The 23,034-nt window shown below is 37.5% G+C and carries 27 protein-coding genes; 1 reads left to right on the forward strand and 26 read right to left on the reverse strand.

Annotated elements, in window-relative coordinates; genetic code table 11:
* Positions 1 to 18 precede the first annotated feature (18 nt).
* The gene (locus EG344_RS00485; RefSeq protein WP_123907790.1) at positions 19 to 933 is read right to left on the reverse strand and encodes a helix-turn-helix domain-containing protein; all 915 of its coding nucleotides are present in this window, start codon (positions 931 to 933) and stop codon (positions 19 to 21) included.
* Between the two features lie 51 nt (positions 934 to 984).
* Positions 985 to 1,782, reverse strand: coding sequence for an SDR family oxidoreductase (locus EG344_RS00490; protein ID WP_123907791.1), 798 nt, complete (start codon positions 1,780 to 1,782; stop codon positions 985 to 987).
* A 212-nt stretch (positions 1,783 to 1,994) separates the two neighbouring features.
* Between EG344_RS00490 and EG344_RS00495 the strand changes: the two genes are divergently transcribed.
* The gene (locus EG344_RS00495) at positions 1,995 to 5,333 is read left to right on the forward strand and encodes a DEAD/DEAH box helicase (protein ID WP_123907792.1); all 3,339 of its coding nucleotides are present in this window, start codon (positions 1,995 to 1,997) and stop codon (positions 5,331 to 5,333) included.
* Positions 5,334 to 5,528: 195 nt separating this feature from the next.
* Here the strand turns inward: EG344_RS00495 and EG344_RS00500 are convergent, their stop codons facing one another.
* From EG344_RS00500 to EG344_RS00610, 24 genes are all read right to left on the reverse strand, one after another.
* Complete coding sequence (locus EG344_RS00500) at positions 5,529 to 6,833, reverse strand: T9SS type A sorting domain-containing protein (RefSeq protein WP_123907793.1); 1,305 nt, start codon at positions 6,831 to 6,833, stop codon at positions 5,529 to 5,531.
* A gap of 160 nt (positions 6,834 to 6,993) precedes the next feature.
* On the reverse strand, positions 6,994 to 7,155 hold the full coding sequence (locus EG344_RS23695) for a hypothetical protein (protein ID WP_164464364.1): 162 nt from the start codon (positions 7,153 to 7,155) through the stop codon (positions 6,994 to 6,996).
* Positions 7,156 to 7,476: 321 nt separating this feature from the next.
* Complete coding sequence (locus EG344_RS00505; RefSeq protein WP_123907794.1) at positions 7,477 to 7,704, reverse strand: hypothetical protein; 228 nt, start codon at positions 7,702 to 7,704, stop codon at positions 7,477 to 7,479.
* Between the two features lie 289 nt (positions 7,705 to 7,993).
* Positions 7,994 to 8,533 (reverse strand): N-acetylmuramoyl-L-alanine amidase, encoded by a 540-nt coding sequence (locus EG344_RS00510; protein ID WP_123907795.1) that lies wholly within the window; start codon positions 8,531 to 8,533, stop codon positions 7,994 to 7,996.
* Complete coding sequence (locus EG344_RS00515; protein WP_123907796.1) at positions 8,530 to 9,138, reverse strand: hypothetical protein; 609 nt, start codon at positions 9,136 to 9,138, stop codon at positions 8,530 to 8,532. The genes EG344_RS00510 and EG344_RS00515 overlap by 4 nt, the downstream gene beginning before the upstream one ends.
* Positions 9,135 to 9,554: a hypothetical protein gene (locus tag EG344_RS00520; RefSeq protein WP_123907797.1), complete on the reverse strand. Its 420-nt coding sequence runs from the start codon at positions 9,552 to 9,554 to the stop codon at positions 9,135 to 9,137. The genes EG344_RS00515 and EG344_RS00520 overlap by 4 nt, the downstream gene beginning before the upstream one ends.
* Positions 9,555 to 9,556: 2 nt before the next feature.
* Complete coding sequence (locus EG344_RS00525) at positions 9,557 to 10,054, reverse strand: hypothetical protein (RefSeq protein WP_123907798.1); 498 nt, start codon at positions 10,052 to 10,054, stop codon at positions 9,557 to 9,559.
* A gap of 11 nt (positions 10,055 to 10,065) precedes the next feature.
* Entirely contained in the window at positions 10,066 to 12,084 is a 2,019-nt protein-coding gene (locus tag EG344_RS00530; RefSeq protein ID WP_123907799.1) for a hypothetical protein, read from the reverse strand.
* Positions 12,085 to 12,091: 7 nt separating this feature from the next.
* The gene (locus tag EG344_RS00535) at positions 12,092 to 12,916 is read right to left on the reverse strand and encodes a phage baseplate protein (protein ID WP_123907800.1); all 825 of its coding nucleotides are present in this window, start codon (positions 12,914 to 12,916) and stop codon (positions 12,092 to 12,094) included.
* Between the two features lie 2 nt (positions 12,917 to 12,918).
* Complete coding sequence (locus EG344_RS00540; RefSeq protein ID WP_123907801.1) at positions 12,919 to 13,431, reverse strand: hypothetical protein; 513 nt, start codon at positions 13,429 to 13,431, stop codon at positions 12,919 to 12,921.
* Positions 13,431 to 14,315 (reverse strand): hypothetical protein, encoded by an 885-nt coding sequence (locus EG344_RS00545; RefSeq protein ID WP_123907802.1) that lies wholly within the window; start codon positions 14,313 to 14,315, stop codon positions 13,431 to 13,433. The genes EG344_RS00540 and EG344_RS00545 overlap by 1 nt, the downstream gene beginning before the upstream one ends.
* Positions 14,315 to 14,608, reverse strand: coding sequence for a hypothetical protein (locus EG344_RS00550; protein ID WP_123907803.1), 294 nt, complete (start codon positions 14,606 to 14,608; stop codon positions 14,315 to 14,317). The genes EG344_RS00545 and EG344_RS00550 overlap by 1 nt, the downstream gene beginning before the upstream one ends.
* A complete protein-coding gene (locus EG344_RS00555; protein WP_123842107.1) occupies positions 14,592 to 14,933 on the reverse strand; it encodes a hypothetical protein in 342 nt (113 codons plus the stop codon). The genes EG344_RS00550 and EG344_RS00555 overlap by 17 nt, the downstream gene beginning before the upstream one ends.
* Positions 14,930 to 15,145: a hypothetical protein gene (locus tag EG344_RS00560; protein ID WP_123907804.1), complete on the reverse strand. Its 216-nt coding sequence runs from the start codon at positions 15,143 to 15,145 to the stop codon at positions 14,930 to 14,932. The genes EG344_RS00555 and EG344_RS00560 overlap by 4 nt, the downstream gene beginning before the upstream one ends.
* The gene (locus EG344_RS00565) at positions 15,142 to 15,639 is read right to left on the reverse strand and encodes a hypothetical protein (RefSeq protein WP_123907805.1); all 498 of its coding nucleotides are present in this window, start codon (positions 15,637 to 15,639) and stop codon (positions 15,142 to 15,144) included. Before EG344_RS00565 ends, EG344_RS00560 begins: the two co-directional genes overlap by 4 nt.
* A gap of 1 nt (position 15,640) precedes the next feature.
* Positions 15,641 to 16,612, reverse strand: a complete 972-nt coding sequence (locus tag EG344_RS00570; protein WP_123907806.1) for a hypothetical protein — start codon at positions 16,610 to 16,612, stop codon at positions 15,641 to 15,643.
* 3 nt (positions 16,613 to 16,615) lie between these two features.
* Entirely contained in the window at positions 16,616 to 17,332 is a 717-nt protein-coding gene (locus EG344_RS00575; protein WP_123907807.1) for a DUF6046 domain-containing protein, read from the reverse strand.
* Positions 17,329 to 19,293, reverse strand: a complete 1,965-nt coding sequence (locus EG344_RS00580; RefSeq protein ID WP_123907808.1) for a phage tail tape measure protein — start codon at positions 19,291 to 19,293, stop codon at positions 17,329 to 17,331. Before EG344_RS00580 ends, EG344_RS00575 begins: the two co-directional genes overlap by 4 nt.
* A gap of 164 nt (positions 19,294 to 19,457) precedes the next feature.
* Positions 19,458 to 19,754: a hypothetical protein gene (locus EG344_RS00585; RefSeq protein ID WP_123907809.1), complete on the reverse strand. Its 297-nt coding sequence runs from the start codon at positions 19,752 to 19,754 to the stop codon at positions 19,458 to 19,460.
* A gap of 6 nt (positions 19,755 to 19,760) precedes the next feature.
* Positions 19,761 to 20,180: a hypothetical protein gene (locus EG344_RS00590; protein ID WP_123842100.1), complete on the reverse strand. Its 420-nt coding sequence runs from the start codon at positions 20,178 to 20,180 to the stop codon at positions 19,761 to 19,763.
* Between the two features lie 4 nt (positions 20,181 to 20,184).
* The gene (locus tag EG344_RS00595; RefSeq protein WP_123907810.1) at positions 20,185 to 21,396 is read right to left on the reverse strand and encodes a DUF2586 family protein; all 1,212 of its coding nucleotides are present in this window, start codon (positions 21,394 to 21,396) and stop codon (positions 20,185 to 20,187) included.
* A gap of 3 nt (positions 21,397 to 21,399) precedes the next feature.
* Positions 21,400 to 21,720 (reverse strand): hypothetical protein, encoded by a 321-nt coding sequence (locus tag EG344_RS00600; protein ID WP_123907811.1) that lies wholly within the window; start codon positions 21,718 to 21,720, stop codon positions 21,400 to 21,402.
* The gene (locus EG344_RS00605; RefSeq protein WP_123907812.1) at positions 21,713 to 22,072 is read right to left on the reverse strand and encodes a hypothetical protein; all 360 of its coding nucleotides are present in this window, start codon (positions 22,070 to 22,072) and stop codon (positions 21,713 to 21,715) included. Before EG344_RS00605 ends, EG344_RS00600 begins: the two co-directional genes overlap by 8 nt.
* Before the next feature lie 12 nt (positions 22,073 to 22,084).
* Positions 22,085 to 22,972: a hypothetical protein gene (locus EG344_RS00610; protein WP_123842096.1), complete on the reverse strand. Its 888-nt coding sequence runs from the start codon at positions 22,970 to 22,972 to the stop codon at positions 22,085 to 22,087.
* Between the last annotated feature and the right edge of the window lie 62 nt (positions 22,973 to 23,034).

The raw sequence follows: 23,034 nt of genomic DNA on the forward strand, positions 1-23,034 counted from the left end.
TGGCTGGGCATTGTATATCTAATTAAACAGCTGTCTGTAACCTAAAGGGGTTTGATCTGTTTTCTTTTTAAATAATTTATTGAAAGATTGTGGATGTTCAAATCCTAAAGCATACGCTACTTCCGATACTGAGAAATTAGTACCTGTAAGATATTCCTTTGCTTTTTCAATCAACTTTTCATGAATATGCTGTTGTGCATTCTGTCCTGTAAGATTTCTTAACATATCGCTGAGATAATGAGGTGACAGATTGAGCTCCGAAGCCAAAAAATCCACTGTAGGAAGCCCGGTTGTCAATGTTTTCTGATCATTAAAATAATCCTCCAGCACTTTCTCCATTGTGCTCAACAAATCATTATTTACAGCTTTTCTTGTAATGAACTGTCTTTTATAAAAGCGATTGCTATAATTGAGGAGAACTTCAGTATAGGAAATAATCACATCCTGACTTACTTCATCAATGGCAGTATTCAGCTCATTTTTAATACTGTTCAAAAGTCCTTGCATAATCTTCTTTTCCTGATCAGACAAATGAAGGGCTTCATTTGTATCATAAGAAAAAAAGCCAAGTTTTTTTATATTTTGAGCTAAAGGATAGTTTCTGATAAAATCCGGGTGTATCAAAAGTGTATAGCCACAGTATTCTGCATTCTCTTCAGGAGAAAGGATCTGCCCCGGAGCTGTAAACATCATTCCGCCTTCATTAAAATCATAATATCCTTGTCCGTATCCCATTTTCCCGCTTGTAGAATATTTATAGGAAATTTTATAGAAATTAAACATAAAACTTCTTCCTGCCCAATCCTCTTCAAGGCTCATTTTTTCATTATCTATAAGACTTACTAATGGATGAAGCGGTCCCGGAAGCTGCAACAAACTGTGTAACTCCGATATTGAGGAAATTTTTATTAAAGAATTTTCTTTCTTTTCCATGTTATAAAATTATCATTTTTTCATGAAGCGCCCTATAAAACTCATAGATAACTAACTAAACCGTCTTCCTAATTCTTCTCTGAATGCTTCAGCACCTAATTCCAGACGTTGTGCATAAAAAGCCTTCGCATCCTCACCTGCAACATATCTTAACTGCTTTTTGCCATCTGTTGCAGCCTCATACACCACTTCAGCAATTTGTTCCGGTGTAGAAGCAGCTTCCATCATTCCTTCCATAACAGAATACAGAGAATTAATCATCTCTTCATAAGCAGGACCCGTTGCAGAATCCAGAGAGCGACTTACAAAATCAGTTTTAATACCTCCGGGCGAAACCGTTTTAATATCTATTCCGAACCTATTCAATTCAAAAGCCATGCTTTCGCTCCAGCCCTCCAATGCCCATTTTGTAGCATGATAAATTGAATTCAGAGGGAAAGCCATTAATCCTCCAATGGATGTCGTAGAAATAAACATTCCTTTCTTTTTCTCTCTAAAATAACTTGTGAACGCCTGAGTAACACGAATCGTACCTAATAAATTTGTATTCAGCTGCCTCACAATCTGATCATCACTCAAGGCTTCTAAAGGTCCTAAAAGACCATACCCTGCATTGTTAAAAACAACATCCACATCCCCCAATTCCAATGATTGATTGACAACCGCCTGTATTTGTTCCGGATCAGTAACATCCAATGGAAGTACCGTTACATTATCCAGAGAAATAAGATCTGAAGCCGCTTCAGGGTTTCTCATGGTAGCAATTACCTTCCATCCTTTCTGTTGAAATAATTGTGCAGTTGCTTTACCTAATCCTGTAGAAGCCCCTGTTATAAAAATTGTTTTCATTTTTTCTTGTTTAAAATTACAGGACAAAGTTCAGCATCATAAAAAAGATAAGAGTTGCCAAAACGGACCAAGCTGTAGCCAAAATGAATATATTCAATTTAGTAATCTGATACATTGTTAGACTGTTATATTAAAAATATTTTATAGGTCTGAAAGTTGTAAGAGCCCTTTCATTTTATCGTTTTTTTGTAAGTTTGCTTTGAGTAATTTTTATGGCAGAATATATTCTTGAAAACATCAATATCAGTACACTTTCCGTGTATGATTTACTAAAGCATACCTCAGAAAGTTCATTTATTGGAATCACTGACTTTCATAAAGTTTACCCTGTTGCCATCGAAAATAATACAGGAATCTTTACAAAGGATTCTTCACTTCAGGATTTTCCGATGGTTACTATAAGCCGTATAAATAATTCGTTGATTTGTAGCTGTACTTGTGATCATTCTAAAGCTCAGCTTTGTGCTCACCAGGCAGAAATCATCCATTGCATTCTGGAAGAAAAGAAATACCGCATTTTCTTTGATGAAATTCTACGTAAAAAGACCTTCCTATCTAAAGCCAAAGGCTATGGTTTAGAAAATGAACCGGATCTCGACCAATACTTTCAACTGAAATTAACAGAAGGGAAACTTGAAATTCTTCCGAAAATCAAGGAAATGCTTCCTATGGATGAGCAAATGTTCCAACGAGACCTTTTACCCCAGCTCCCTTCTAAACTGGATGAGCTGGCAGCACAGGAAACAGGTAAAAAACAAATATTGGTCATCGGTAAACATCGTTACTACAATCATTTGGTATTTTCTCTCATGGAGGCTGAAATCACCCAAACCGGTAAGATTAAAAATCCTGTTAATGCCGTAGATGCCATGCAATTGATTTGGAAAGCGGAAAAGCCTTTGGACATAAAATTCTATACTGCTATTTCTTCTTTTCAGAACAACTACAATGAAGAGTATAATGCTGCGGAATGGGAAGCCTTAAAACTAATTGTAAAAAATCCTCTCGATCTGGAGGTATACTATCATGATCGGGAAATCGCAGAAACGGTCTGTGCAAAGTCCCTTACACCTGTTACACTTAACACTTTAAATACAGAGGTTCAACTCTCTGTATTTAAGAAAGATCCATTTTATGAAATTACCGGAAGCCTGCTATTAAATGATTCTTCCGTTCCTTTTAAAAATGTGATAATCAGAAATGAATATTTTATATATAACAGCAACACATTCAGCCTTATAGACCACCCTGACATGCTTAGGATCATCAGGTTTTTCAAGGCAAATAACGAAATCTTGCTGATCCATTCTTCAAAATATGAGGAATTCATGCGGCAAATTCTCTCTAATTTAGAAGAACATATTCATATCAATTACAGCTACATACAAAGCGCAACGAAAGTACAGCTTGAAGAAAAAAAATTCCAGATAGAAAGAGTCATTTATCTTCGTCAGCAGGAAAATTATATTGGAATTACCCCTGTCATGAAGTACGGTCAGGTAGAAGTTCCTGTATATTCCAGAAAGCAGATTTTTGATACCGATCAGAATGGAAATCCTTTCAAAATAGAACGAAATGATGCTTCGGAAGCCCGCTTTACCTCTTTGGTAATGCAGCAGCATCCTGATTTTGAAGAACAGATGGATGGTTATCAGTATTTCTATCTGCACAGAGATAAATTTCTTGATGATAACTGGTTCTTGAATGCATTTGAAGCATGGCGAAATGAAGGCATTATCATTTTAGGCTTTAATGAACTGAAAAACAATAAGCTTAACCCCCATCGTGCCAAGATTAATATTCAGATTACGAGTGGGCTGGATTGGTTTAATGCAAAATTAAAAGTAGGTTTTGGACAGAAAGAAGCCACTTTAAAACAGCTTCACAGAACCATCCGTAATAAAAGTAAATTCGTCCAGCTGGATGATGGCAGTCTCGGGATTCTTCCTGAAGAATGGATGGACAAAATCGCCGCTTATTTTCAGGCTGGAGAAATTGATGAAGAGCTGCTAAAGATTCCGAAAATCAATTTTACTGAAATCTCTTCTCTTTTTGAAAAAGAGATATTGAGTACTGAAATTCAGGATGAAATAACGACTTATTCCACTCAGTTTTCACACGGTAAGAATATTCCTCAGGTTAATATTCCTGTGGAATTAAATGCTGAATTAAGAGATTATCAGCATGAAGGATTAAACTGGCTTAATTTTCTTGATGACTTCAACTTCGGTGGATGTCTTGCCGATGATATGGGATTGGGAAAAACCCTTCAAGTCATTGCATTTATTCTTTCTCAAAGGGAAAAACGAGGACATACCACGAATCTGGTAGTAGTTCCTACTTCCCTGATTTTCAACTGGCAGGAAGAAGTCAGAAAGTTTGCTCCTTCCATAAAAGTTTTAGTTCATTATGGTCCGGATCGGCAAAAATCAACCACTCACCTATCTGATTATGAGATTATTCTCACCAGCTACGGAATGTTACTTTCCGATATCCGTTTTCTGAAAACTTTTAATTTCAATTATACTTTTCTTGATGAGTCACAGACCATTAAGAACCCTAATTCTGAAAGATATAAAGCAGCTCGCCTGCTTCAATCCAGGAACAGAATTGTACTTACCGGAACTCCTGTTGAAAACAGCACTTTCGATCTTTACAGCCAGCTTTCTTTCGCATGCCCTGGCTTATTGGGCAGCAAACAGTATTTCAAAGATATTTACGCCATTCCTATTGATAAATTTGAGTACAGTAAACGGGCTATGGAGCTTCAGCAGAAGATAAAGCCGTTTATTCTCCGCAGAACTAAGAAACAAGTAGCCAAAGAGCTTCCCGAGAAAACAGAGACTGTAATTTATTGTGAAATGAATACCGAACAACGCAGGATTTATGATGCTTATGAAAAAGAGCTTCGTGAATTTATTGCGGCCAATGATGACGATGATCTCAATAAAAACAGCATGCACGTTCTTACAGGTCTTACAAGACTCAGACAGATCTGCAATTCTCCCGTATTGATTAAAGAAGGATACTCTGGAGAAAATGCCGTTAAAATTGAAATTCTGATGGAACAGATCCTTGGAAAATCGAAAGATCATAAAATCCTTGTTTTCTCTCAGTTTGTAGGAATGCTGGATTTATTGAAGCCTGAACTGGAGCACCACGGAATTCCTTTCGAATATCTTACAGGCCAAACTAAGGACAGAGGCCAAAAAGTAGCTAACTTCCAGGAGAATGAAGAGATCAGGGTGTTTTTGATAAGTCTAAAAGCTGGTGGTGTGGGACTTAACCTTACCCAAGCTGATTATATTTACCTGATCGATCCATGGTGGAATCCGGCAACTGAAAACCAGGCTATCGACCGAAGTTATCGTATAGGACAGACTAAAAACGTCATTGCTGTCCGTATGATCTGTTCCAATACAGTGGAAGAAAAAATCCTTACCCTTCAGAAAAAGAAGAAGCTATTGGCTCAGAACCTTCTTAAAACAGACGGAACAAAATTTCAGGGGCTTTCAAAACAGGATCTTCTGGATATTTTGGAACAGAAATAGAATATTTAAAATATTAAAATACCTGAACCATTAAGATATTTAAGGCACTAAGAATAGTTAAGAAATAGCTGCAGCTATTTTCAAAAATACAAAAAACTCATTATCAATATGATGAAATATCTACAAAACAAAACCGACAGATATAATCTGCCGGTAAAAAACAAAAATTGATATGGATATGATTAGATATGTGTTTTACTTTTTAATTACCTTTTCAGTAATTACTTTTTTATCTTTTGTCTGTATTTTAATCAGATAAGTTCCTGGAATAAAGCTGTTCATATTCACCGTATCAGAGCTTCCTTCCGAAAGTTTTTGTCCTGATATGTTATAAACTTCATATTTTTCCAACTTTTCTTTCATTCTGATGGATACGTTTCCGGAGGTAGGATTTGGATATACTTTCACCTCAATAGACTTATCCTTAGAAACTTCTGTTGTGGAAAGGCTTTCCGGTTGTACATTGATCGTGTAATCTTCTGCCTGGCCAATAAACCAACCTGAAGGACATGGAAGATTTTCCAGCGTTCCCATCCATGAGCTTGACTCATACGCTTTTACCAGTCTGAAACGTGTATTTCCTAATAACGCATTAGCTGGAATGGTAATTGTTTCTGAAGTCACTCCTGATTCATGACCGGAAATTGGATTTGAATTGTCCAGATATCCAAGATTAAACTTTTCATCGGCATCAAATTGATTATTATGATTAAAATCGATATAAGCATAGGCAGAAACTGTTGTTTGTCCATGAGTTCCTCCTGTCACGGTTATGGGATATCCATTTCCACGGCTGACATTAAAAATGGTTCCCGTAAAATCTTCTATAACGGTTGAGTTTCCATCAACGGGGCTCTCATTTTCTACTCCTGCAAATTCTACCTTACCTATTTCACTTACGGTAAGGCTTGTTATGCCTTCAGATCCACAATATGGAAATGGAAAACTGTTGCTATTTCCCTGAATATTTACTGTATAATCTTCAGTCTGGCCTGCTCTTAATCCGGAGTCACATGCAGAAGAGATAGAGTTTTGAGCACCCGGATCTGAATACGCCATTACATTTGTATTTTTAAGCACTCTCATTCTTTTACTTCCCCCTGACACAGTAGACGGAATCGTAATGGTATTATCAATAGTAAAAGCATTGGCCGGATTGGCTGCCTCCAGTCTGCCAATATAAAAGCTCTCTCCCGCATCATCAAAGCTACCATTTCCGTTAAAATCAATATAAACCATTACATCACTGGGAAAAGTACTTGACGGACCTTTTATTGATATCGGATATGCATTCCCAGCTACCAGATCAGTTGAAAAAGAAGTAAAATCTTCATATTCTTGTGTTGTGGATGAATTGGTAGATGAATTATTGTTGATACTCCCAAAGGTAACATTGCTTATCATATTACTTCCTGCACCATACTGAAAAGTAGGAGTGCAATACTGAGCACTTACGAGCCCAAATAAAACGACAGCAGAAAGAGTAGTTATTTTTTTCATAGAATTCTTAATTTTTATGAGACAAATTTATATTTATTTAGAATCAATAAAAATAAGAATGTAATGATATTTATCAGTTTAAAGATATTTAATAGAAAAACATTGATAAATAAACAATAAAATAAAAGTTAATTATATAATTATCAATGCTTTTGAATCATTATAGATTCCGAATGATTTCTCTGGCATTTTCCTTATGGTCTTCATATTTTTTCAGGTAAGCCTCTAATTTCTCATGAATTTCAGGATGGTTAAGCTTTATTCTTCCCTCTCCTTGTCCCAATAAACTTACATATTCCTGATCAGTATAATTAATATACAAAGGCCATGAGGTTTAATTTTCGAACCCTTTTATTGCGATTGGTTTAGCAATCTCTAAAAAGACATATTCTGCTGTATCTAATGTTTCTCTGGGTATTCTTATCTCCAAAAGCTTTTGCAGCCTTACAAGAGGTTTAAAAGCAGGGAACGGAGTCTTAAGAAGAAAAAACATAAGACTGAGTATTTCAAGTGCTGGAAGTGCTTCTAAAAATGTGAAATTTTCAATGGGTTGTTTCCAGTCTAAAGTTCCGCTAATGTGAAGGTATCTCAGAGTTTTAATTCCTTGTAATCCTTCAAAGTTGGAAACCTTCTGGAGATTTTCTCAAGATGCAGCGCTTTCAGTTGAGGAATATTTTGTAGCGGAGATAGCTCGAAAATGTTTTATTCTTACTCTTTTAAGGCCTCCAAATTCATTCATTGCTTGAACCTGTGCCTGGCTGGGATTATCCAGGTTTATTTCTTCAAGGTTAGGACATTCAAAAATCTGTTCCCAGTTTTCATGATGCTTACTTACCGTTACAACTTTAACCGTTTTATGATCAGAAATCATTTTATCAACAGAATAAGACGTTGTATGATGGGTTGGAATTATTTTCCAATAATGATCTATTTTTCCTATAATCCTTCATTTTCCTGTTTCATACTTAATATTTCCTGATGATGTAAATAATATTTTAAAAAACCCTTTAACCGATTTTTATTGTATAATCGGCAAATCTAATCGTAAATTTTCGGAAATCGAAATGTAAAGAAAAAAAACACGCGAACACACAAAAAGCCTTTCATATCGAAAGGCTTTTAAATTGGTTTTAATTAGCTTTTAAAGCTGATTTAACGGCTTACTTCGAAGCATCGTACTTTTTCAAGATACTTGCTACTTCTTTCGTTAAAACTGCCTTCTTTTGGCTGAATTGCTGGATATCGTTGGTAGAAGTGATAAAAGCAACTTCCCATAAAACAGATATCCCGGATCCAAGATTGAGAATGCCAATACGGCTGTGTTGGCTTTGATTGTCGGCTTTTACCCCACGATTCGGAATACCTAAAATTTTGGATGCAGTTTTAGATATTTCGTCTGCCATCTTGTATGACAAAGAATCTTTATTTTTTGCATCTGCTGAATTTACATAACATTCGGTCCCGGATGCAGTGCCGGATCCAGCGTTAAAATGGATGTCGAATACTACAGAACCAGTGCCAGGCTTTATTCTACGCTGGTATTGGGTATTGGTTTCAAAATCTTTGTCTTGACTAGTGTTTTGAGGATCTAAATTCTGAACAATTAGATTTCTCACGTCCTTAGTTAGGTTGTTTTCTTGCAATCCGTTTGCTACGGCTCCCGGATCTGCGTTGTGATGTCCTGCTGAAATAAAAATCATTTTCTATATTTTTTAATTATCCCTTTTATTGTTTCCCATACGACAATAAACAGAACGCCAACTAAAATAAAGCTCCAAAATGAATGCTTTTCCGTTTCAACGTCCGTTTTACTTGCTTTTACTCTGATATTGGATTTTTGGGCCGCTTGCTTTGCCGTTAGGGCTTGTTTATCCTTTTTCAGTGTTTCGATCTCTTTTTTTAGATTAACATTTTCAGTTTTCAGCGATTCGACTTCCTTTTTTATTTCCGATTCACTACCGAAATTCAGATCTGAGTTATCATTAACCGGTATAGAAGTTTTATTACCTAAAACATCAGTAAATTGTACATACCTGGTCGAACCAGGATCTGCACATTTACCGTTATTTTTAAGGCTGAAATTTTGAAGAGTAGCGGTTTTACTTCTATCAATGTTATAGTTCGCATTTGATGCTGTAGAATCGCTTTTATTATTCTGCTGTACTGAATTTTCCTTTACGGAACTTTTTTCGTTACTCTGAACCTCATTAGTGATTGAAGTGTCGTTTTTATCTTTCGTTTTATGCTTGCTAACGGTACAGCCGCCGATCAGCAAGAGTAAAAGAAGTATTAATAAATTTTTCATTTCTTATTCGTAAATAGATACTTGTAATAATATTCCTGCATTTCTGTTACAGATTCTTCACAATGGTTTTTACCTAAAATCTTTAAAAACCTCCTTAACCAGGTGTCTTTCTCATACATTTTTACAAGGCCTGTAATAGCGGAAATAGTTTCATACCATTTACCATATCGGACAAAATCGTTTTTGATTTTAAAAGAATCGTTCAACAATTCGCCGGCTCCTGCATTAGCCAAGCCATCAAAAACAAGATTGATGCTTCTTAAAATTGGCGTGAACTGCCTGGAAATAGAATAATCACATTTTATTACATGCTTTCCGAAAGTGTAAAAAATACCCACGATGAAAAGTGTTAAGAAAATCGGTATTCCGATGATCATAAAAAGGATTTCAAGCAATAATTTTAATACTGTTTTCATGTTTAGATCTCGTTTATTTCTTTTGAAAATTTTTCAAGATACTGAACCATGAAACGTGCTAAAACATCAGTAAGATGTACCGTTTTGGATTTGATCAGAAAACGGACGTATTGAATTGATGGTACTTTTACTATCTCTTCTTTTTCGTCGATTACTTTTCCTTCATCGTCCAATGTCTGCCGGATCCCGGTCATTACAGAACCATCGGGCCTGATTACCTCTTCCATGTTCCATTCGTAGATCTCCCAGGGCTTCATATCAATGCTTTTGTAAACCTCATTGGTTGATTTAAGGGTGAGAACCTGTTTAACGTAAACATATATTCTCTCTTCCGGATGATCAAGATCAGGATTTGAGAACCCCGAAACTATAAGTTTACGTGAAAATTGCGTTAAAACTGGATGGTCAGGAAGTGGCAATTCATGCCAATTATCACTTACCATTTTGATTGCTTCGATCATTTGTTTATCATTTGTGGTTAAAATCAATTCTGTTTTCATGATTAAATTATTTAGAAAGTAAATGCTTGTACTATGGAACCGTTAATTGTTTTCTTCGTTGTGCCATTGGTCACAGCAAGAGATAATGAAACGGCTTCCGTTGTGGATGATGCTGATTGTACGATCATAGTATTTCCAACAGTTAAAAACTGTGTATAAATATTTCCTGTCCTCATGATGATAATATTGGCATTGAGAACGGAAGTACCGCCCAATTCTATTTTATTAGCATTGGTAATGATATTATTGTAAACCATCACGGCCTGATAACCACCACTTCGGAAATTGGAATTAATAACTCTTAAAAATGAATTATCAGTCAGCGCAATAGGTAAGCTGTTGTTAATAAGCCCTAAATAACCATAGAAATCATTAACATCAGAAGCTGCGTTAGACCCGGTAATTCCAAGAGATATATTCATTTCAAGATAGAAATTTGTGTTTGCAGCAAAAATCTGACTACTCTTGATAGCACCTACAAATAAGTTAGGTTCTAAAGCATACGCTTTATTATCAGTAGATGAGCTGTAGGCAAAAAGACCTCCGTTAGTTGTAAAGATTGCCCCTTCCTGTCCTGGAGTGTATGCTAATGCCTGCCAAACAAGAGCACCCACATCAATACTGTTAATATTCGTTACAACATTAATGGAACTTGTTGTTCTATGTGTTTGTGCTGTGGGGCTTGTCGTACGAATAACAATATTGTACTGTATACCCGCCGGTAAAGAATCTCCATAGGCTGATAAAATCATACTTTTACCATCTGCAAAAGTTTGAAAGCCTAAACAGTCAATTTCTCCAACTCCCAAAGCATTACCAACCGGGATAAACTTAACGGAAGTAGATGCAGGATTAACATTTAAGTTTAACCCCTGCAACACAAGATATCTTACAATGTGATCGTTTTTCATTACAGTTGGTGTAATACTATACACGTTTAAAGAACCGTTACTATACTGGCTATTCCATGCAGTACCTATGGACTCTTTTTGTGCTGCGGTAAATGATTGTACAAGAGCTAAATAATCATCGTAATCACGGTACATAAACATTCTGCGTGTACCTGTAAGATCTGCACCATGAAACCTACGATTAGCTAAAGTAATCTGATTAGGAAGTAATTCTGTATTTTCATCAAAAACAGCTGCTTTTGTTCGTAGTCTGCCATTAAGATGTAAAACTTCTGTAGGTGCTGCTGTTCCTACTCCTAGTTTAGTACCATCAGTATAAACAATGGACTGGACAAAATCCGCTCCATTGAAATATGGAAGATAATTATTTGCAATAGAAAGCAGCCGCCATTGATTAATACCTTGTTCAACGCGATAAATGTACGAACCTGTTCCGATTGGATGGTCTACTTTTCCATTTAGAGCAGCCTGTAATCCTTCTACCATCGCAATGGTAATGTTTGTTAATCCGGTAGGCAGGTAGCTAGAAGATACAGTTTTAGATCCGCCATTATAGATGTACAAAGCATAATTACCCGATCCGTTTGGAATAGCAATAAAATCGTTTTTCTCGTATTGATAGGCAGCATTATTTGCCATAAATGCAGATAATGACGTTTCCGTTACAGAAATTAGTTCCGTTAATCCAAGAGCTTCGATCATTGATGATAAGATCTTTCCATCAGCGCCAACAAAATCGGCGTTCTGCATGTAATTTTCATCGGACTGATCTTTAGTATAAACATTTCCTGAATTAACGCCGTCGTCTACCGTTGCAATGTTTGCCGGTAATTGACCAACCCCTAACGCTGTTTTCCAATCAATGATATTATCAGGGGTTAGATTAGAAGCATCTTTTTTGGCTAAAACTGCATTGTGAGCATCGTCGCTGGATAAATGAGTTTCGTAGATACTCTTATCTACTTTATTTTCAAGCGTAGAACCAAGATTGGTTATTTTATCCATCGGAATAAATAAATCCTTATGCCAAAAAGAATCTATAAGTTCCCAAAATTGTTCCTGTGTTGGTTTTTTTCCTGTTTTAAACCACTCGTTTAAAATATTTATCGGTTTTGACATGGTAATTCTAAAAATTAGGTTCTATAAAATATGCGATGATAGATGGCTGTATATTGTTGTGTGGCTGGTTTGCTCCTCCCGAAGAAATCCATTGTGTATATTCATTACCACCCTGGCGACTTAGTGCGTTACGGTTTCCTGTACCTACCTTTTCTAAACCAAGTTGAAAGCTCATACCAAAATCAGGAAGTTCAGGTCTTGTTAAAGTATGTTTCTTCGCTCCTAATGTTCCTTTTAAGTTTAGAAAATCTGGATCGTTAGGATCCAGGCCGACAATGGTTTTACCCCGAATATCTGTACATTCTTTCCATCCTGCCGGAATATCTGCAACCGGCTTAAACCAAGCCCAAACAATTCCGCCGTTGATAATTGGCGCGGTTTTAAGTTCCAGCACTTCAACACGGTTTTTCAATTGGTTGAAATCGTTTATAGATACACTGTTATTGACTTTTATTTGAATAGCTTTTAGTGTTTCGAGTTTCACAAAGTCGCTCCAATTGTACGACGTTACAGATCCAGTTCCGAACTTTACAGTCTTCTTATAGATCAATGTTTTTGTTGATGTATCTTGAAAGGTTTTTTGTATCTCTTCCGTATGAATATACACGGTTGATGATATTTGACCACCTTCAAAATAATATAGTTTTCCTTCGATGGCTACGATGCCAGGGTTCACACTTGAACCGACAATTTCGCCCCCGGATAATATTGTAAGATTCCCGGCAAGATCTCCAAGAGCTTCAAAGATCCCGTAAGCCTCTTCGATCAAAGACATTAAATCATTTGTCAAAGGAACACCGCCTGTTTGTAAAAAATTAAAATTGTATCTCATTTCTAAATAATTACGATTTGATATTGTTTACTTTGAAGGATGTAGAAATCTATTTCGGCACGTAATTGTATTTGATTTATGCCGGTATCGGGTATTTCTACGATGAAATCATACACGCTGTACAATTCCGATTCTGATCGCAGATAAAGAGGTTTTTCGTCACCTTTTAACCACTTCATTTTATTGTTTAAACTTTCACTGAAATAATCGGGATTTGTAGGATCCATTTCGGCTTCTGTATAAATATAAACGCCTTTATATATGACGGCTTTTCCAATCCTTATCCTTCGGAACAGCGGATCAAAAGCATCATTCAACCGATATTCTAATGAACATACCTGATAATTAAATTTTAGCTTTATCAGATTCTGTTCCCGGTTCTGTAAAAACTTTTGATATAGATCTACCAAAGGTGCTGCAAAAGCCAAGACATAGGCCATAAATATGGGATCCCTTAAAAAAGGTGGGACCAGTTGCAAGCCGTATTTTTCGACATCAAAATCAAATATTTTCATTACGACGGATTATAAATTATATACTGTATTCCGCTCCAATCGTCTATTTTAAAATAACCGGATGTAGGAATTTTAGAAATTGCGATCGGCTGAAAAGCCCCGTAACCAACGCCCGGAACAATCCATCTGCTTTGAACCTGTAAATTTTGCAGATCCAAAACGCCTTCTACGTTCAATATTGCAGCTTCAAGTTTCTGTACAGATAATTCGCCGTTGAAAGGAAGGTTTTTTAAAAATACCTTGATTGCTTCCTGTACTGGAAATGTACCATCCTGGATCCTGGAACCATCACCCAAAAGAATCAAAGGATCATAACAGATCTTAAAATCAATTTTCAGGATATCCGGTAAAAAGTTTACAACTTCGATATTATCCCCGGCAGCTTGCGCCCTTTCAATAAAGCCAGTGAATGCCAATCCGATATTATCAGAAACAGGAACAATTTCGCCGTTTTCATCGGTAGCGACTTTCATTGAAATTAGAATATCATTACCAACCTTTGTCCTGGTAACTGCTGCATACTTGATCACTTTAGATGCTAAAATCTGATCATCAGTGGCAGATCCGTTTATAAATTCACGTTTTACCGGATCATAATTGAACCCGTACTGAAAGGACAAAGCCAAATTTCTATACCAATAAAGGTTTGGAACCTTTTGGTTTAAAATCAGATCCGCCGTTTCTTTTTTATGAACATCAAAAATTGATTCTAAAGTCCAGGCAATTAATGCCAGGATATCAAAAAAAATATTCTCAAACGATACGATTGAAAACTGATCTTCAAAAGTTTCTGTATCTGTTAGCCCATACCAGTTTTTTATCGCTGTGTTAGAAACGAACGCAGATGTCATGCTGTTTTTAATTTCTGATATACTTCGTGCCATTAGCTTACTTTAAAAGTTTTTTCAATTATCCAATACCCGATACCTTCCTGCGTTGAAATATCTTCAACACTATTCCGCAAAGCTGTTGCAGGTTTATTTTTTTTACTGAATAGGTTAACATTACCCTGATCAGATACATTGTCATTTTTTACGTCTATTCCTATGGCGATATCTTCCGTTAAAGACATATCATTTAAGACCGCCGCGTTTACAACCTGGTCAAAGCTTCCAGCTTGTTGAGCAATGAGATCTAAAAAGTTTTGCCCTTGTTGTTTTTTATTCGTACTCGGCATCTATTGAAAAATTATTAAGGTTATACAAATCCAAATGTTTAACTACTAAGCCATCTTTTGCAAACTGTTCTTTAATATTGTGACGACATTCCAAAAGATCTTCGCCCAAAAGTTCGGACGATAAGCCTACGCCGACATCTAAATTCAGTTTGAGATCTCCCGGAACTGCAACCAGCAAAGAAGCCATGTTTTGTTCCAATGTAGGCCCAAGCGTTAAGCCGCTTGTAATTTTACCCTGCGAATCTCTTTTAACGTCCACATTGAGCATGAAAACGTTTTCTGTAGTTCCATCGGCGTACTGAATGCCATAATCTTTTCGTTTCATTTCAATTCTCCATTAAAAGTTCCTGTAACAGGGTTACTTCCGGCGGTAAGGCCGTTATTATATTTTATTTCCGCTTTTTTGATAAGCTTTATCAATATTGATATAAACCTTTCTGCGTATTCTTGTCGTGAATCCTGTTCCCGCGTTAACATATCATCCATTAATGCAATGAAATCGTTTATCGCTTCCTGTTTTGCTGTATCTAAACTCATTTTAAAAGCTGTTTAAATGATGTTTCAAAGTCAATTATTTTAGCCAACACATCCGGCAAAACATTTCCACTCGGTCCCATCGTTGTAAAAACCTTTATATTTTTTTTGATATCTGTAGATTTTTGGAAAAGATCATAAAGGCTTACAGTATTATTTTTAATTGAAATTTTCCCATCTGTACTATCAATTTCGATCTCTAAACCATTTTCTTTAAAAATGATTTTTTGAGCTTTGTCGGCTTTTATTACGGTCAGATTGTCGATACTTCCATCGGTAGACAACAGTAAAACATTAGAATCAACAGCCGGAACAATTAGAAGCGTATCAGATCCGTCGGCCGTTGCTTTCAATCTTACGTCTGATAATTCCAAACCGTCAATTTCGACCGTACAAGTATCGCCCTGGATAGATCTTACAATTCCATCAATCGGATAGTTCGGATTAGCACCGACCATCTTTTGAAAATTTGCCCTTAATTGTGATAGTTTATCCATTTTAAACACTTAATTTTATTGATGGTGTAATTGATCTTATACCACCGCTTTCACTGAATTTAACAGTTACCGATTCTACATAATACCTTCCATCACGTGAAGGATAATCCGCATCATAATACCCGATCGTGTAAGAAGGTTCAACGTAAGGAATTAACCAGGCATCAAACGAACCCTCATATCCCGGAGCCATCCGGTTTTTATATTCCGTATCAGCAATTATTTTAATTGCGTTTTTCGACATTCTTCCAACCTTCTTTGTGATCTTTTCACCGCCGGCATGTCCTACAGTTGTACTTATGGTTTTCCCGTCCAAACCGACAGATTCAACTGTAATTTCTATTTTTCTATCATCGGCGGACTTATATTCCATTGAGCTGGTTTCGATGTTATGTTGCATTGAATAATCAGCTTCGCCGCCTTTCCGGGTGTATGCCGGATGTATGTGTAATTCCTTGTTTTTGGTGTCGAAAAATATATCGGCTCCTGTTTCTTCCTGGATCTTTGCTAAAACGTCGATCGCTTCGGCTTTAAAAATTGTGTACTTATCATAAGCGATATTATAATCACAGACAATTTTATATGAAGGATCCACATTTTTAACCAGGTATTGTGCAAGCTGTAAAACCGTTACACTTTTAAACTGCTTATTTGGTACGCCTTTTCTGAAAAGAAATAAAGCATCTTCACATTTTATTTTCAGTGAGCTATCGTTTGTTATGATCTCTTTTACAAAACCTTCAAACTCTGTTACCAGGTCTCTATCATATCCAAGTTTAATCGTTACCTGGTCACCTCTTTTGATTGAATCCTGCACCCGCAGAACCTTATTCATGTGAGCTTCCGGCAAAATGATAGTTGCAGTATCGGAAAGGTTTTTAACAGATTTTTCGATTTCGCATTCTGCCAATATCCCTAATTTCCAATCTCCCTGTTCATTTTTAAAATTGATATCCCAGTTTAACTGATACATAAACTATACTTTGTTTGGATCGAAACTGCCAGTCGGCATTCCTACGTCTAATGTTACTTTTTTCCTTTTGTAGATCAACTGATAGGGGAAATCACTTACCGCCCGGATCTCGTATGCCTGTACGTTTTCGCCTTTTGTAAATGGAAAACTTACATCTGTGATCACTATTCTATTAATGTTCAGGATCTGCAAGGGTTCACATTTTACCTCTATGGCTTCCGGGGTTAATAAATAATCCCGAAGCTTTTCCATTTCCTGTCGTGGATAAGTTTCGGCAGGGCTTCCCATCTGTTTGGGACCATAAAACGCACCAGTGATCGTGATCTGATAATCATCAGTTGACCATCTTTCTTTTATGGTTCCAATCAAATTTTTTCCTGCTTTTGCAACCTTTCTAAATGCGATCGTATTTGAAACGCTAATATTGATAAGAGGTTCCCACGGTAGTAAATACCAATTTTCTTCCTTCGAGCTTCTAAATGAGAAAGGAAAAAACTGATTTGCTTCATCCTTCTTTTTATCATTTATCCACAGTTCTACATCCGAATAATCTTGCGGAATGTCCGCAATAGTTTGGTTCAACTGTATCGGTAAAAAAGGAATAGGATAAGTGACATGTTTTGCGATCTCATTCTGAACCGCTGCAAATCTTGGAATTTGCTCGATCGCCTTATTACCTAATAAGCTCGCAATTAATGCGGTTTCATTTGTTAGTTTCATGATCCTGCTGCTGTTGTGGCTGATGCCGTTAATCTTAATAATTCGTCTAATACCTGGTCTCTCATTTGGCTTGTTGTGTCTCGGAAGTCTTTTCCCGAAATATTCAACGTGCCGACAAGATCCTTTAAATTGATGGTGATGTAATTATGTTTTGTTCCGCCGGTTGCAACTTCATCGTTTTTCTTTTTCCCTTTTTTCTTCTTTTCGTCGTCACCGTCACCATGTGGGGTGAAAGCCCCACTACCTGCACCAGGAATAGCAACAGGCGCGACAATACCGTTATTAACGTTTACTTTTTCTTTTGCCTTACCTTGTTTTTTGGTATAAGCATCACTGGCAGCCTTTCCGTTTTTCATGGCTTGATCCCATCCGCCGGTAAGTTGATCAGCTGCTTTTTTTGCCGAATCTACTCCGATAAGATCCTGCGTGGCTTTTTTACCAAGTTCCCAGGCTTTTTTCCAATCACCGGAGAAAAACGCAAGTAACGCAGCTCCGATTCCCTGAATCCCGGATAACAATTCTTTTATTCGGTTGATAACAAAGTCTTTGATAGTCCGGCCAAATAGCTTTATAGCTTCCCAGCCTTGAAAAACTACCTTTCGGAATCCTTCAAATTTGTTCCAGCAAAGCGTAACAATTGCAACCAGGGCAATAATTCCGGTAATTACCCAAAAAACAGGGTTTGCATTCATGGCAGCATTCCACAACCATTGTGCAGCTGTACAAATCTGTGTCCACAAAGCCTGCATTTTTTGAGCATTGGTAAGGAACTTTATTGCGGTAACTGCACCATTGTAAACCGGGGCTAAATTTGCGATCGTTTGTGCCGTTTCTGCTACTACAGAAGCATAACCAAGCATCCCGTTTGTAGCATTGAAAAGAGAAATTTTAAAATCGTCGATTTGAGCTTGTAACCTCTTGTTTTTCTCTTCCGGGCTTTCCATGATAATGGCAGCCTGTTCGTATGCGGTTTTAGTTCCGCCGACAGCTTCATTTAATCTGTCAATTTCGGCAGTTTGAGAAATTAACGCCATCGCTGCGTTACTGTTTTCTTTTCCGAAAACCGCAGACATTAACGCTGAATCCTTTAACAATGGTTTAAGCATGTTAAGCCTTTCTGTTAAAGTTTTGTTCGGATTGTTCAGCTGGTTGATATCAATTCCCAATCCTTTAAATTCGGCTCTTACAGCTTTAGGCAAGAAACGCCCTTGTCCTAAAGTTGCTAAAACGTTACGAAGAGCTACACCGCCTTCGCTTCCTTTCTTTCCGGCTTTGTCTAAAACCTGAATCGCTGCGTTTGTTTCTTCAAAGGAAACGCCGGCACTTTTTGCAGCCATCCCGGTTTGTTCCAGGGCTGCTTTAATTTGCGGAAGTTCTGCGGATCCTTCACCCGCTGCGGCTGCCATAACGTTCATCATAGCTGCCATGATTTTTGATGCCTGTGTAGGATCTTTTAATGAGATCCCGTACTGGTTCATCGCAGTTGTTAATACTTCGGTTGCTGCGGTTGTATCACCTCCCATTAATTTGGAAGTATAACCAACCGTTTCACCCATACTTTTAAGAGCTGTCGGAACTTTTGCGATTTCCGGTGATAATTGACCTAATATCAATTTATAGGATTCTACACCTTCTGCGGCGGATCCTCCGAACGTTTTTGCGGAATTACGGGCGTAACCTTCAATTTCTTTCAATTTTTGACCTGCAACGCCTGTCATAGCCTGCAAATCGTGCATTGATGTAGAAAGCTTCATACCAGGTCCATTAATGCTGTCAATAGCCGTCGAAACTCTCTCTATGTTTTCAATTATAGAATTTAGTTTTATACTGCTTAACTGCCTGTTAATGTTATTTACCAGGTTATTGGTTGAACGCTGAATATTATTTACAGATGCAAGAACACGGTTTTGTCCCTGCATTTGTAAAACAATATTATACAGCAAATCGTTACTTGCACTCATGATTTATTTTCCGGCTTCTGCTTTTCGTATTATTAAAAGTTCCGCGTATCGTGATATCCATTCATCGTCGCTTAACAGGCTTGGATCTGGTATGTGGAAATAATAGCGTAATTGAGCATCCGCAATCTGTACCCAATTTTCTTTTATGTGTTTTTCCGCCTGTTCTACAGCTTTACCAGTTCCGCTTCTACTACTTGAATTAATTCAGGAAGTTTCGCACTGGCTGAAAGAAATAAACCGTCGTCGGTTTTGATTTCTTCGTCACCCCCTAACCAACATTCGCGCAGAATAACTTCATTAAACTGCATTGGATCTTTTGTGCCGGCTGCTGATGCAAAGCTTAAAACTTTCCTACCTGGTTTTTTTACATAACAAGATTTATCACCAACGCTGATTTTAAAAACTTCGCCGTGTTCTGCCTTCCAGGCATCTATTTGTTTTTGATCTACTGTATTTGACATGAAAAATTAGATTTGAGGTTTAATATCCAGCGCAAGGAATGGAACAGTAATTTCCATAAACTTGTCACCCTGTTTAAGTTCTTTGGCCTCTTCGGTGAACCACAATGTTTCGATTCTGTCCGTGATCATTGCGTTACCGCTTGTAGGATTTCCGTAACAAACCAAAGCATCCAAAGAAAGTCCGAGAATCGAACCCTTTCCGGCCATTACCAATGCTTCGTATTCTGATTGTAAAAGCGTGATTTCACCTTCACATGTTACGTTTCCTGATTGTATAGAGTGCGGGTTTCTGCCTTTGGCGTGTAAGTGTTCACGTTCGATCTTTTTAGAGTATTTAATACCTCTGAATCGTGTTAAATCACGTCCGCCAACGATCAGCGATAAATCCGCCCATTCGTATTCTCTACCGTTTACTGTACCAGTCATTTTTTTAGTTATTTGTTAATTCAAAACCTAAATTCACATTGATCCATCTGTTATATCCGAAAGGGCGGATCTTAACAGCAACATCCATCCTGGATGAAACGACAATGTTTTGTGATGGATCTACGAAGCATTCTACGCCCGTATCTCTTGAATCTTCGGGATTAGTGGCAAGATCAGAACCCATGCTGTTAGCGATCTTTCTTTCGACAGCACTTTCCATAGTTTTGGCATAAATTGCAACGATGGATCCGTTCGGGTTCGCTGGTACTTCATCCAATAAGAAGTCCAGTAAAGCATCATAGGAAAATCTAAAGGCTTCGTTTATAACCCTTCTATGTGTCAGATAATGATAATCATCGTCTGTATCACACGCCAAAGGTGCATCCATCACGTAGTAACCGGAACGGCTTTGATGTGTGGCAAATGTTATAAAACCTTTATCGTAAAGGGCTTCTGCATCGTAGTTCTCTACAGGCTCATCCTTGATAAATAGTGTAGTAGTGGCTAAAGGCCCGTTTTTAACTTTACCAGGGTTTTCACGAGCTGCAAACTTTGCAAGCCTTCCGGCAAATACTCCGATTGCTGCACCTGCACCCTTTGAAGCTGGGATATCGGAAGCCTTTTCCGTGTCTCCGATCAAAATTCCTACGGAATTATAAGAACTTGCGGTAAGGTCCGGCAAATCTACTTTTTCACCGTTGAAGGCGTAACCTTCTAAGATTGTGAAAAATGGTGCATACTTTAAATTGGAATAACTTTCAAATAAAGTTTGCGCCTTTGCAGCTGCTAAAAGGACATCAGCATCCATTCCGTTGGTAACTGTTACCGCTGCTGTAGGATCATAGATGGTGAAAAGACCTCTTAATTTGCCTTTTGCAGCATTTAAAAGACCTTCGGCCGGTGTAATACCTTCAACCGGTGTAAACCAGTCAGAAACTTTTTTACTCTTATCAAATCCGTAGATCCAAACTTCGGAACCTTCGCCGGCTTCGGCGTAAAACTCCGATAGAGCTTTGTAAAGTTTATGATTGTCGATGCTGTCAACGATCTTTAGATTTGCGACATCTTTCATTGACTTTATTTGATAGGCTTTTCCCAATTGAAAACCATCAACAACAGCCACAGCGGATGCCAAAAATCCAAAAATCCCCGTATCTAATGGCGTTACCGCACCGATAACGCCATTTTCAAATGATATTGATATTTTTGGTCTCATTGCCTAAGCCTGGTTAAGTTCTTCGATTTTTTTAGACAAGGCATCTACAACGGTTTTTCTTGGTTTATCCGCTGCGTTTTCATTGTCTAAGTACTCCTGTGCAGTGTCAAGGTCCATTTCTGCAACTTTAGCCAGGATATCGTTTGCAGATTCCTTTGTTACAGTTTCAGCCGGGCGCTCAACTTTTGTAACACTTTTGTCTGAAAGTGTTTTTGTAGAAAAGGCGTGATTTTTCGCCAAATTTTCTGTATAGAATCTATGACCGTCCGAAGTCTGGAAATATTCATTTACGTTCGGATGATCTTTGAAAAATGTATCACTCATGATTTACTTTTTTACCGTTTAATTGTTTGTATTTTTTAAGCTCTTCGATTAGGGCCTTAGTTTGTTCGACTAAATCCTGATTTTCTTCTGTCAACTTTTTGAATTTGATTTCTAGTTCTACACGGTCTGAAATAGCTTTTTTGTAAAGCTCATTCATCCTGTTTGCTTCATCAGTTGCAGCCTTCCATCTTTGGGCGATGTCTTCCAATTGTTCGCGGTAGAACTTAACAGCCTTTTCAACATTTTCGAGCTCCGAGCCTTGAACGTCTGCGAGGTTTTTCCGTCTGGCCGCAAACCACCCAGCTAAAGAAGTCACAATGCCTACTAAGGCCGATAAGTACACCTCATTCACAATATGACTTCTTTAAATGATGGCCCCGATCATTTCATTTTTCGCAGGTAGGACGATAAAATAATGACGGTAGTTTAGCCTATTAGTTTGGTTTTCCGGATCCTGGTCTGATTTCGCGAAATACTGCTTTGTAAGACCTGTTTTTTTAGCGATGTTATCCTTATGGAAAGCAACAGAAACAGGTTTATCGGTAGGATCTACAACTGAACCGAATGGTTTTTTTGTTCCGGCAGCTGCGAACTTTGGATTTGCTACATATTGATAAATGTCAAACCCTGCGATATTTGGTGCAACCTTTCCGGTATTGATGTTCGCTAAAAGATTTGCAAAACGACTTTCTTTATCAAGTAAGGCGTTATAGTGATTTGTACACAAAACAAGTCTTCGGCCCTCTTCGGGAACTTCGGCATCATCAAATTTGCCTTTTAGTGCTACGATAGCTTTATAAACATCGTCTGCGTTATCTGCAAGCTTTACAACCGGCGTTTTTGCTGTGTCTGCTTGTGGAGCAATAGCATGAATCGCCTTTCTGTACTTTGTAGAGTTGATTTGTGTAACGTGTCCTCTTGTTGCAGAATCAATACGAGGGTAAGAAGCCCCCATGATTTGATCGTCAGATAAAGTAGTTACTTTAGTTTGATATTTATCTAACTTGATGATAACTTCGGTATCTGTAAATTCCTGAACCAGGATCGGGTAAGTTGTATTGTTGATTAATACTTCCGGTTGGAAGGTTTCAACAGGTAAGTGAATTAGATTTGATTCGGCGGTTGTCCCGGAACCAACTTCGATCACTTCGGTGTCAAGTTCTGGAATACCATCCAACCACGGCGCTACGTTTTGAGTAGTCAAAAGCTGGATTACTCTTGCGCTCCAAACTTCTGGAAAATTTGCTGGCATTTTTTATGTAATTAATTGGTTAAACTGTTTTAAACAAAGCCCCTCCGTTTTGAGTTCGCAGG

The organism is Chryseobacterium sp. G0162, assembly GCF_003815715.1.
In the GTDB taxonomy this organism is placed as follows: domain Bacteria; phylum Bacteroidota; class Bacteroidia; order Flavobacteriales; family Weeksellaceae; genus Chryseobacterium.

What these genes read in the sequence shown, in the direction of transcription:
- EG344_RS00485 (WP_123907790.1), bottom strand. Translation starts at nt 933, where the DNA reads ATGGAAAAGAAAGAAAATTCTTTAATAAAAATTTCCTCAATATCGGAG.
- EG344_RS00490 (WP_123907791.1), bottom strand. Translation starts at nt 1,782, where the DNA reads ATGAAAACAATTTTTATAACAGGGGCTTCTACAGGATTAGGTAAAGCA.
- EG344_RS00495 (WP_123907792.1), top strand. Translation starts at nt 1,995, where the DNA reads ATGGCAGAATATATTCTTGAAAACATCAATATCAGTACACTTTCCGTG.
- EG344_RS00500 (WP_123907793.1), bottom strand. Translation starts at nt 6,833, where the DNA reads ATGAAAAAAATAACTACTCTTTCTGCTGTCGTTTTATTTGGGCTCGTA.
- EG344_RS00505 (WP_123907794.1), bottom strand. Translation starts at nt 7,704, where the DNA reads ATGATTTCTGATCATAAAACGGTTAAAGTTGTAACGGTAAGTAAGCAT.
- EG344_RS00510 (WP_123907795.1), bottom strand. Translation starts at nt 8,533, where the DNA reads ATGATTTTTATTTCAGCAGGACATCACAACGCAGATCCGGGAGCCGTA.
- EG344_RS00515 (WP_123907796.1), bottom strand. Translation starts at nt 9,138, where the DNA reads ATGAAAAATTTATTAATACTTCTTTTACTCTTGCTGATCGGCGGCTGT.
- EG344_RS00520 (WP_123907797.1), bottom strand. Translation starts at nt 9,554, where the DNA reads ATGAAAACAGTATTAAAATTATTGCTTGAAATCCTTTTTATGATCATC.
- EG344_RS00525 (WP_123907798.1), bottom strand. Translation starts at nt 10,054, where the DNA reads ATGAAAACAGAATTGATTTTAACCACAAATGATAAACAAATGATCGAA.
- EG344_RS00530 (WP_123907799.1), bottom strand. Translation starts at nt 12,084, where the DNA reads ATGTCAAAACCGATAAATATTTTAAACGAGTGGTTTAAAACAGGAAAA.
- EG344_RS00535 (WP_123907800.1), bottom strand. Translation starts at nt 12,916, where the DNA reads ATGAGATACAATTTTAATTTTTTACAAACAGGCGGTGTTCCTTTGACA.
- EG344_RS00540 (WP_123907801.1), bottom strand. Translation starts at nt 13,431, where the DNA reads ATGAAAATATTTGATTTTGATGTCGAAAAATACGGCTTGCAACTGGTC.
- EG344_RS00545 (WP_123907802.1), bottom strand. Translation starts at nt 14,315, where the DNA reads ATGGCACGAAGTATATCAGAAATTAAAAACAGCATGACATCTGCGTTC.
- EG344_RS00550 (WP_123907803.1), bottom strand. Translation starts at nt 14,608, where the DNA reads ATGCCGAGTACGAATAAAAAACAACAAGGGCAAAACTTTTTAGATCTC.
- EG344_RS00555 (WP_123842107.1), bottom strand. Translation starts at nt 14,933, where the DNA reads ATGAAACGAAAAGATTATGGCATTCAGTACGCCGATGGAACTACAGAA.
- EG344_RS00560 (WP_123907804.1), bottom strand. Translation starts at nt 15,145, where the DNA reads ATGAGTTTAGATACAGCAAAACAGGAAGCGATAAACGATTTCATTGCA.
- EG344_RS00565 (WP_123907805.1), bottom strand. Translation starts at nt 15,639, where the DNA reads ATGGATAAACTATCACAATTAAGGGCAAATTTTCAAAAGATGGTCGGT.
- EG344_RS00570 (WP_123907806.1), bottom strand. Translation starts at nt 16,612, where the DNA reads ATGTATCAGTTAAACTGGGATATCAATTTTAAAAATGAACAGGGAGAT.
- EG344_RS00575 (WP_123907807.1), bottom strand. Translation starts at nt 17,332, where the DNA reads ATGAAACTAACAAATGAAACCGCATTAATTGCGAGCTTATTAGGTAAT.
- EG344_RS00580 (WP_123907808.1), bottom strand. Translation starts at nt 19,293, where the DNA reads ATGAGTGCAAGTAACGATTTGCTGTATAATATTGTTTTACAAATGCAG.
- EG344_RS00585 (WP_123907809.1), bottom strand. Translation starts at nt 19,754, where the DNA reads ATGTCAAATACAGTAGATCAAAAACAAATAGATGCCTGGAAGGCAGAA.
- EG344_RS00590 (WP_123842100.1), bottom strand. Translation starts at nt 20,180, where the DNA reads ATGACTGGTACAGTAAACGGTAGAGAATACGAATGGGCGGATTTATCG.
- EG344_RS00595 (WP_123907810.1), bottom strand. Translation starts at nt 21,396, where the DNA reads ATGAGACCAAAAATATCAATATCATTTGAAAATGGCGTTATCGGTGCG.
- EG344_RS00600 (WP_123907811.1), bottom strand. Translation starts at nt 21,720, where the DNA reads ATGAGTGATACATTTTTCAAAGATCATCCGAACGTAAATGAATATTTC.
- EG344_RS00610 (WP_123842096.1), bottom strand. Translation starts at nt 22,972, where the DNA reads ATGCCAGCAAATTTTCCAGAAGTTTGGAGCGCAAGAGTAATCCAGCTT.